This is a genomic window from Rhodopirellula maiorica SM1, assembly GCF_000346295.1.
Lineage (GTDB): Bacteria > Planctomycetota > Planctomycetia > Pirellulales > Pirellulaceae > Novipirellula > Novipirellula maiorica.
Window position 1 is genome coordinate 1 of sequence record NZ_ANOG01000172.1, and the last position, 8,645, is coordinate 8,645.

Annotated in this window: 7 protein-coding genes and 2 pseudogenes; 4 read left to right on the top strand and 5 right to left on the bottom strand. The window is 56.4% G+C overall.

The features are described 5' to 3' along the window. The 4 genes and pseudogenes from RMSM_RS05185 to RMSM_RS05200 form a co-directional block, all read right to left on the bottom strand. The coding region (locus RMSM_RS05185) for a class I adenylate-forming enzyme family protein (protein WP_008692582.1) at positions 1-1,149 on the bottom strand (1,149 nt) is incomplete at its 3' end. A 193-nt stretch (positions 1,150-1,342) separates the two neighbouring features. Beyond that, the gene (fba, locus tag RMSM_RS05190; protein ID WP_008692584.1) at positions 1,343-2,365 is read right to left on the bottom strand and encodes a class II fructose-bisphosphate aldolase; all 1,023 of its coding nucleotides are present in this window, start codon (positions 2,363-2,365) and stop codon (positions 1,343-1,345) included. A gap of 182 nt (positions 2,366-2,547) precedes the next feature. Continuing rightward, positions 2,548-4,518, bottom strand: coding sequence for a YjhG/YagF family D-xylonate dehydratase (locus tag RMSM_RS05195; protein ID WP_008692586.1), 1,971 nt, complete (start codon positions 4,516-4,518; stop codon positions 2,548-2,550). Positions 4,519-4,639: 121 nt separating this feature from the next. Further along, positions 4,640-5,307 (bottom strand): annotated as a pseudogene (locus RMSM_RS05200) (zinc metallopeptidase). Between the two features lie 487 nt (positions 5,308-5,794). Here RMSM_RS05200 and RMSM_RS42350 point away from each other — a divergent pair. The 3 genes from RMSM_RS42350 to RMSM_RS05210 are packed head-to-tail and all read left to right on the top strand — an operon-like array spanning position 5,795 to position 7,699. Then, entirely contained in the window at positions 5,795-6,166 is a 372-nt protein-coding gene (locus RMSM_RS42350) for a hypothetical protein (RefSeq protein WP_236622009.1), read from the top strand. Further along, positions 6,141-6,920, top strand: a complete 780-nt coding sequence (locus tag RMSM_RS05205) for a phosphatidate cytidylyltransferase (protein WP_008692594.1) — start codon at positions 6,141-6,143, stop codon at positions 6,918-6,920. The genes RMSM_RS42350 and RMSM_RS05205 overlap by 26 nt, the downstream gene beginning before the upstream one ends. Then, positions 6,917-7,699, top strand: a complete 783-nt coding sequence (locus RMSM_RS05210) for a TatD family hydrolase (RefSeq protein WP_008692596.1) — start codon at positions 6,917-6,919, stop codon at positions 7,697-7,699. The genes RMSM_RS05205 and RMSM_RS05210 overlap by 4 nt, the downstream gene beginning before the upstream one ends. Before the next feature lie 261 nt (positions 7,700-7,960). On the opposite strand, the gene RMSM_RS05215 is transcribed toward RMSM_RS05210, so the two are convergent. Next, positions 7,961-8,290 (bottom strand): nucleotide pyrophosphohydrolase, encoded by a 330-nt coding sequence (locus RMSM_RS05215; protein ID WP_008692598.1) that lies wholly within the window; start codon positions 8,288-8,290, stop codon positions 7,961-7,963. A 23-nt stretch (positions 8,291-8,313) separates the two neighbouring features. Here RMSM_RS05215 and RMSM_RS05220 point away from each other — a divergent pair. After that, a pseudogene (locus RMSM_RS05220) lies at positions 8,314-8,645 on the top strand (hypothetical protein); the annotation flags it as partial.

An 8,645-nucleotide genomic window follows, 5' to 3' on the forward strand; every position in this document is an offset into this window, starting at 1 on the left:
CGGAAAGATTTTGTGGCCGTTGGGAAGCACAATCACGTCATCGCTGCGACCCAAGATTCGGTACTGGCCCGTTTCTGAATCGACTTGGACAACGTCGCCAGTGTCAAACCAGCCATCGCGGTCGATCCGCTGCTCGGTCGCTTTCGGATCATTCCAATAGCCTAGCATGACGTGATCGCCGCGAACAAACAGCCGTCCGTCGCGAATCTCGGTTTCCCAGCCATCGACGGGGCGACCGACTAATCCAGGAACCGGATCCTTGACGGTCGCACTACAAATCACAGGACCGGTTTCGGTACATCCATAACCTTGAATCACGGTCACGTTGCGTTCGGTCCAGCGATCAAATGTTTCGCCAGTCAGTCCTGCCCCGCCGCAGCCAAGAATCTTCAGTCGCGATAGTCCGAACGAGTTGGGCTCTTCATCAAGAAGCCGGTTGGCAAGACTAGGTACAACATTCGCCAGCGTCGGTTTGACATGCGGTGCCATCTGTTTCCAGCCTGCGTAGCCGTAGGTCAGTACAAGGGTACAACCACTGATTAGCCATGTGCCGAAATCACACGTTCGCGCGTAGGCGTGGGCCAGCGGTAGACTGGTCAACCGCACGTCCGTGGGCGTTTGCGGAACCGCTTTCAGTTTCGCGTAGGCGTTCTTGACCAAGGTTTGATGAGAGAGTGTGACGCCCTTCGCTGTCCCGCTGGTCCCGCTGGTCCAAAGAACCACCGCAGCTGATTTGGGATATGTTCCCCTTTGCTCCGCGAACATAGCGTCGTCCGCAACATTTGCAGAGCGATAGGCAGCGGCGTCTTCCTCGCTGATCCAATGACCTCCGACGCGATCCCAGCATGCTTGTTGATGTGCCGGGCTAGCCCAACCACTGATGGGAACATGGATCGCACCGACCCGGGCGGCTGCGAGTGTCAACAGCACATCGTCGACCGTATTGCGGCTGAGGTAGCCGATGCGTTTGGGCAGCGACGGTGATGACCGAAACAGGTCATCTAAATGAGCCGTCGTCGAATCGACAAGCAAAGCTAGGTCTCGCCAAGTTCGCGAGCAAAGTTGCTCGTTTTCCCAGGTGACCAAGGCAACCGAATCCGGCTGCGATTGCACCTGTTCGCCAAACGCGTCGAGCAAATTGGTGTGCATAAGAAGTGGGAGAGATGCTCCCATTTATCGATTTGAGTCCGTAGCGAAAGTCTGAGAGACTTTCGGTCTCCATCGCTCGTGGTCGAAACTCTCTGCGAGTTTCGCTACGCACAAAACTATCGCATACCAACTCTTCCCCAAGCAATATTGGGGAAGAGAGTAATGATGACAGGCAGGAAGCCTATCCCACTGTTTAGACAGTTGCGCTGAGGGTCTTGCGAAGCTTCTCGGCGTTACCAGCTTGGCCGAACGAAACCATACGTGCGACACAAACTTCTTTCATCGCGGTACGAGCGGGCTTCAAGTAGGCACGTGGATCGAAGGCGGCTTTGTCTTCGGTGAGGACTTTGCGGATCGCACCGGTGATCGCCATGCGGCAATCGGTGTCGACGTTGATCTTGCGAACACCGCTCTTGATACCACGTTGAATTTCTTCGACAGGCACGCCGTAGGTTTGCTTCATTTCACCACCGTACTTGTTGATGATGTCTTGAAGCTCTTGTGGCACCGAGCTGCTGCCGTGCATGACCAAGTGAGTGTTGGGGCATTTGGCGTGAATCTCTTCGATTCGGCTCATTGCCAAAACTTCGCCGGTTGGTTTCTTGGTGAACTTGTACGCACCGTGGCTGGTTCCGATCGCAACGGCCAACGCGTCGACGCCGGTTTCGGCAACGAAGCGAGCTGCTTCATCGGGATCGGTCAGCAATTGGTCGTGAGTCAAAACGCCTTCGGCACCGTGGCCGTCTTCTTGCTCGCCGCCACCCGATTCGAGCGAACCGAGGCAACCGAGTTCGCCTTCGACGCTGACGCCACGAGCGTGGGCGGCTTTGACAACTTCAGCGGTGACGCGAACGTTGTAGTCGTAATCGGCAGGCGTCTTGCCGTCCGCTTCGAGCGAGCCGTCCATCATGACGCTGGTGAAACCGTTGTCGATTGCCGACAAACAGGTTTCAGGGCTATTGCCGTGGTCTTGGTGCATCACGATCGGAATGTGCGGATACAACTCGGTCGCTGCGATCATCAAGTGACGCAGGTAGTTGTCTTGCGTGTACGAGCGAGCGCCACGCGATGCTTGGATGATCACTGGCGAATCGGTTTCTTCGGCCGCCTCCATGATCGCTTGAATCTGTTCCATGTTGTTGACGTTGAACGCGGCAACGCCGTAATCATTTTCTGCTGCGTGGTCGAGTACAACGCGAAGTGGAACCAAAGCCATGACTAGCTACCTGAGTGCTTGAGGAAAAATTGGTAAGTTCAAGAATTGTACGGATTATCCCCGAGTGACGCGGTCTCGCAAGGGCTTTACGTTGCGGTTTCCCCCACGAGCGGAGGATGAAAGGCGGCAGGCCGATGCAGGGATTCGATGCCCAGAAGTGTCGATTCTTGCCAACGGCTTTCTCATTGCCCCTGTCTTGCCTTTAGTCCCGCTTGAAGCGTCGCTATGATTTCGTCGACATCATACACACAACCGCCCCACGTTCCCCCGCCAACTTGCTGAAGCGCCGCCCACAACCGCGTATCGGCGGGCATTTCCGCCTCGACAGCTAAATCCGGATGCGGCCCGCGTGCGGAAAACCGCTGTTCAACCGATGGCTCGGCTGCCCCCGGCTCCAGCACCATATCGACTCTGCCGGTTAGTGAGACTCGGTCAACTTCGATTTCGATCATGTCGCCATCACGGACTTTGGCGATGGGACCGCCCGCCAGTGCCTCGGGGCCAATGTGCCCGATACAGGCCCCGGTACTGACTCCAGAGAACCGCGCATCGGTGATTAAGGCGACCTCTTTTCCGAATGACAAGTATTTTAGCGCCGAGGTGATCTGGTACGTTTCCTCCATGCCGCATCCAAGCGGCCCGCGGCCGATCAATACGATCACGTCTCCCGCCTTGATCGTCGGTTCGGTTTGCCCTTTGATCGCCGCGATCGCAGCCCGTTCGGTGGTGAAGACGCGTGCCGGGCCTCGTTTGCGATAGACGTTGTCCTCGTCGATCACGCTCGGGTCGATCGAAGTCGCCTTGATCACCGATCCTTCGGGGCAAAGGTTACCGCTGGGAAAGCAAACCGTGCTGGTCATCCCGCGACGCGTTGCTTCGGCCGGTGGAATGATCACTTCATCAGGATCGACCCCATCGGCTTCGACAAGCCGCTCACGACAAACTTGACGCCGATCGCTGACTCGCCACTCGTCGATTAATTCGTTCCATGTTTTTCCGGTGATGGTGATTGCATCGGCGCGAAGCAGTCCTTGTTCTCGCAAGTGCCATGCGACCTCGGGGACGCCGCCAGCCAAAAACAATCGCACCGTGGGATGGCCAACGGGACCATTGGGCAGACAGTCGACAAAACGAGGGACCATCTGATTGACCTTGCGAAACGCAGCGGCATCAGGACGTTTCAGTCCAGCTGCTGCCGCGATCGCGGGAATGTGCAGCAACAAATTTGTGCTGCCGCCGACCGCCGCGTGGATCAGCATCGCGTTGAAGATCGCGTCGTCGGTCAACACGTCGCGGAGCGATTGGCCACGCAGCACCATTTGTCGCGATGCGTCGGCTGAATCGCGAGCCAGTTTGGTCCAAATCGGTTGCCCGCTCGGTGCGAGCGCTGCGTGTGGAACGGTCATCCCAAGGGCTTCGGCGACAACTTGACTGGTCGCCGCCGTTCCCAAAAATTGGCAACCGCCGCCCGGCGTACCGCACGCTCGGCAGCCTTCCAGCGATGCTTCCTCGAGCGACATTTCACCGCGTGAATAACGGGCTCCGATTGTCTGGACTTTGCCTGCGTCTTCACCGACTGTGGGCGGCAACGTCACGCCACCAGGAACCAAGACATTGGCCAAACTACTCGAACCGGCCAACGCCATCATCATCGCAGGCAACCCTTTGTCACATGTCGCGATGCCGATCACTCCTTTTCGCTGCGGCAGCGAGCGGATCAAACGCCGCATCACCATCGCGGCGTCATTGCGGTAGGGCAGCGAGTCGAACATGCCCTGGGTTCCCTGGGTCCGGCCGTCACATGGATCGCTGACAAACGCGGCAAAGGGAACGCCGTCGTGCTGGCAAACCTGTTCCGCTGCCGCTTGGACCAACAATCCGACTTCCCAGTGTCCGGTGTGGTAACCCAGCGCGATCGGCGTCCCATCGGGATTCCGCATCCCGCCTTGGGTGCTGAGGATTAGGTATTGGTCGCCCAATACCCGACGCGGGTCGAATCCCATTCCGACGCTCTGGGTCAACCCAAACAGATCGCCACTGCTCCAATTTCGCAGAATTTCGTCGCTCAAAGGCAGCTTTCCGGTCGGCCCGGATGCTTTGGTTTGGACGGCAGCGACATTTTCGAGAGCACCAAAGTAATCAGGTTCGCTCATGGGGGGACACCACAAAAAAACGGTAGGACGAATGGGGATCGTCCTACCGTAGCTGGAAATGATCTGCGAGGGAACTCGATGACCGCCGTGAAGCTTGTCCCCCTCGGTTACTTGGCTGCCGTTAGCGGCGATCGCCTAACAGGATGAACAGGTAATACGCCAGCGTCATGATCGATTGCAGCGTCGCCGCAACGTAGGTCAGTGCCGCCGCGTTGAGAACTTTGGCAACATAATGCTCTTCGTTGCCCGCGATAATCCCTTGGGCGACCAGTTGCTCGCGAGCTCGTGAGCTAGCGTTAAACTCGACTGGCAAGTTGATCACTTGGAAAAAAACGACCGCCGCGAACAAAATCACGCCAATCCAAGCCAAGGCGGGGATGCCGAACCACATCCGCCCAACAGCATCCAGATCCCGGCACCCGAACCAAAGTTCGCTGCGGGGACTGCGGCGTTGCGGATCATCAGCGGTGCATAGTTGTGAGCGTCTTGGAACGCGTGCCCTGCCTCGTGACACGCCACTCCGACGGCCGACATGCTGTGACCGTTGTACACATCACTGCTCAATCGCAGCACTTTCGCACGAGGGTCATAGTGATCGCTCAACATGCCGCCGACTTGTTCAATTCCCACGGAATGAAGCCCGGCGCTGTCGAGCATGCGGCGAGCCGCTTCGGCCCCCGACATTCGCGTTGAAATCTTACTCATTTGCGTAAAAGCCGATTTCACCTTCCACTGGGCGTATAGCCCCAGCAAAAAGGGTGGCAACACAAACAAAAAGTAAAGCATCATTGGCTTTCTATCACCTCATTTGGGTAAACACACACTTTGACGCCAAAACGACAGCGCAAAGCGATATCTAGTCTTACACGCAACTTGTGGACCATTCGCAAGCTGTCGTGGGATTCTTGGCAATGGAGGCATCGAATTCTCACGTTTTTGTCTCCAAAAAAACAGATTGGGCCACGCTCGTCAGAACGTAGGCTCAGCCATTACAATTCGAGGCACGATAACCAAAGGGTGGCAGACCAGAGGGTGGCCATTTTCCACGACATCGTGGACCTTATTCGGACTGTGCAGCTGGTTTAATAGCCACTTGGTTCTACGACGAGCTTGTTTCGTTGATGTCTGCTGGTTGTCGGGGCCCGCCTGATCATGGGCCTACTGGATTTTAGGGCCGCCTAATTTTGGGCCCGCCTGATTGACAGGAAAATGGTTCTTCGACGGTTGCGGTCGTGGTTTTTCGCGGCTGGTCGATCGCACTGCATTGAAAGTTTTCGTGAACGTTTTAAGCCAAATTTCCACCGCCGCATCTGACCTGCTGTCACCGCTTCGTCTTTGCGATTCCGTTTTCCATCCAAGCGGGATGCTCGCCACTGCTGACGGGGTGCTAGCAAATGCTCAGTGGCTATCCAATCGCACTTATATTTTGTTGGCCGTCATTATCACGGCACTTGGCATTGCCACGATCGTGATCGAAGTGCTCTCACGACGCGAACCGATGGGGATTGAATCGGCGCTGATCACGCGGTTCAAGCACAAAGTCCGTGTGTGGTGGATGATGCTGGCGATCTTTGTGTTCGGCTTTGTGCTGCACCGGGTCGGCGTCGTCGTGCTGTTTGGTTTTGTTTCCTTTTTGGGCACTGCGTGAATTCATCACGATGACGCCGACACGGCGAGGCGACCATCGGACGCTGTTTTGGGTTTTCTTTATTTTCACCCCGCTGCAATACATTTTGATCGGCTTGGGTAGCAGCCCGCCAAGCTGGATCACGAGCGACCCCAATCGTGATTTTTATGATTTCTACAGCATTATGATTCCGGTTTATGCAAGTTTGTTCATTCCGGCCCGGGCGGCGATCGCCGGTGACTACAAACGGTTCCTCGAACGCAGTGCCAAGATTCAATCGGGATTGCTGATCTGCGTTTACTCGCTCAGCTACGCACCGGCGCTGTTGGACCTTGATTTGGTGCAAACCGGAAAGATTCCTTGGGGCGGCAGCAACGTCAGCCTGCTCGTTTTCTTTGTCCTGATCGCACAACTTGCCTCGGTGTTCGAACGTGCCTGGGGCAAACTTGCCGGTCGCAAAGTGATCGCTGAAAAAATCAATGCGTCGCGAACCTGGGAAGGCTTTTTAGGCTCGATGGTGACCACCGGACTGGTCGCCGCGGCACTTTCGTGGGCCACTCCGTTTCATCCCTGGGAAGCTTGGATCCTAGGCGCGGTGGTGACCGTGATGGCGTGTGCCGGAACGATGACGATGAGTGCCATCAAACGCGATCGCGGGGTCACCGATACCGGAACGCTTGTCCAAGGACACGCTGGGTTGTTGGATCAAATCGATACGATTTGCTTCGCGGCACCGGTCTTCTATCACCTCACTCGATTCTTTTGGTCGGTATGACGCTTACACTTTTTGATACTCACGCCCATCTCAATACCGATGCCTTTGACGGCATCGTTGACGACGTGATCACACGTGCCAAGGCTGCGGGGGTGGTGGGGATCAACGTCGTTGGAATCGACGTGAAAACCAGTCGCCGCGCGTGCGAACTCGCAGCGGAGTATCCCGATTACCTGTTTGCCACGATCGGGATTCAGCCTAACTCGGCCGCCGAAGCCGATGAGGGAGATTTTGCCCAGATCGAAACGATGGTCGACCTGCCCGGTGTTAAAGCGATCGGTGAAACGGGATTGGATTGTTATTGGGACGATACTCCGTTAGCACTGCAACACGACTACTTTGATCGTCACATGCAATTATGCCGTAACACTGGATTGCCAATGGTGATCCATATGCGAGAAAGTGGCGAATTGATTGTCGACCAACTGCAACGGCAGTCGTCAGTGCCCGCCGGTATCATGCACTCGTTTACTGGCGATATTGCACTCGGTAAACAGTGCTTAGAGATGGGGCTGCACCTCAGTTTTGCCGGCATGGTCACGTTCAAAAAGAGTGACGAATTGCGCGGTGTCGCAGCGATCGTGCCCGATGATAAACTGCTCATTGAAACCGACGCCCCGTATCTCAGTCCCGAACCGCTGCGCGGCAAACGGCCCAATGAACCCGCTCGCGTCGAGCACACACTTCGCTGTCTTGCCGATGTCCGAGGCGTGTCCCCCGAGCGGTTGGCGGCGATCACGACCGAAAACGCCAAGCGTCTGTTTGGTTTGCAGGTATAGTCGATGTCGTTTTTTTCGTAGCGAAAGTCGCCAAGACTTTTGACAGATCACGACTTCACCTCCCCGAAACTTGTTTTGGGGAGGTCAGAGCGAGCGGAGCAAGCTCTGGGTGGGGCCTCGTTGTGTTAGAGATTGCAATGTGCAAGTTTGATGTAACCAGCCCTCCCCGGCCGCTACCGCGGCCGCCCCTCCCTCCCTCGGGACGGTGAATTCTGCGATGCCGGAACTTCGCTGCGCTGCCTTCCGGCCTACGGTATTCCTCTACGGCGCCGGGTACTTGACCGCGTTTCGGATCATTTTTGCTCGCAGCGTCTCGCTCAAATCGATCTCCATCGCATTGGCGATCGCGATCACGTAAGCCAAGCAATCGGCGAGTTCTTCGCCCGCCTCGTGTTTGCGTTTTTCATCCAGTTTGACCTTGGCTCCTTCTTCGAGCGTCAACCACTGGAAATGCTCCATCAACTCGGCTGCCTCGATCGCCAAGGACATCGACAAATTTTTGGGGTTATGAAATTGGTGCCAGTCTCGCTCGGCCACAAATTTCTCGACCAGGATCCGCAGTTCGTTAACCGAGGTTGTTTCGTCGCTCATGGTTCACACTCTACAATCTTGGCATGGATGATCGTTCAACCGCACCGCACCCCGATCGCGAAACGCCACCGCGTTCCGGCGGAAATGTGCTTCGTCAATGGAGTTTACGCGAGTTCTGGGGGTTGGTCACGATCGTGATGTTGGTGGTTGCGTTTGCCGTGACGCTTGGGCGGTTGCGGCGGGCGGAAACCGAACTGGATCAACTACGCCGCGAACATGGCTATCTAGAACCCACCACGGAGAGTGAAATTGCCGCCTCGCGTGCGCCGTCGGACCAACCGCTGACCTATCGCGCCCGTGTGCGTGTACCCGACCAGCCGCGTTACCGCGTGTGTTATAGCACATTGTGGCCCAG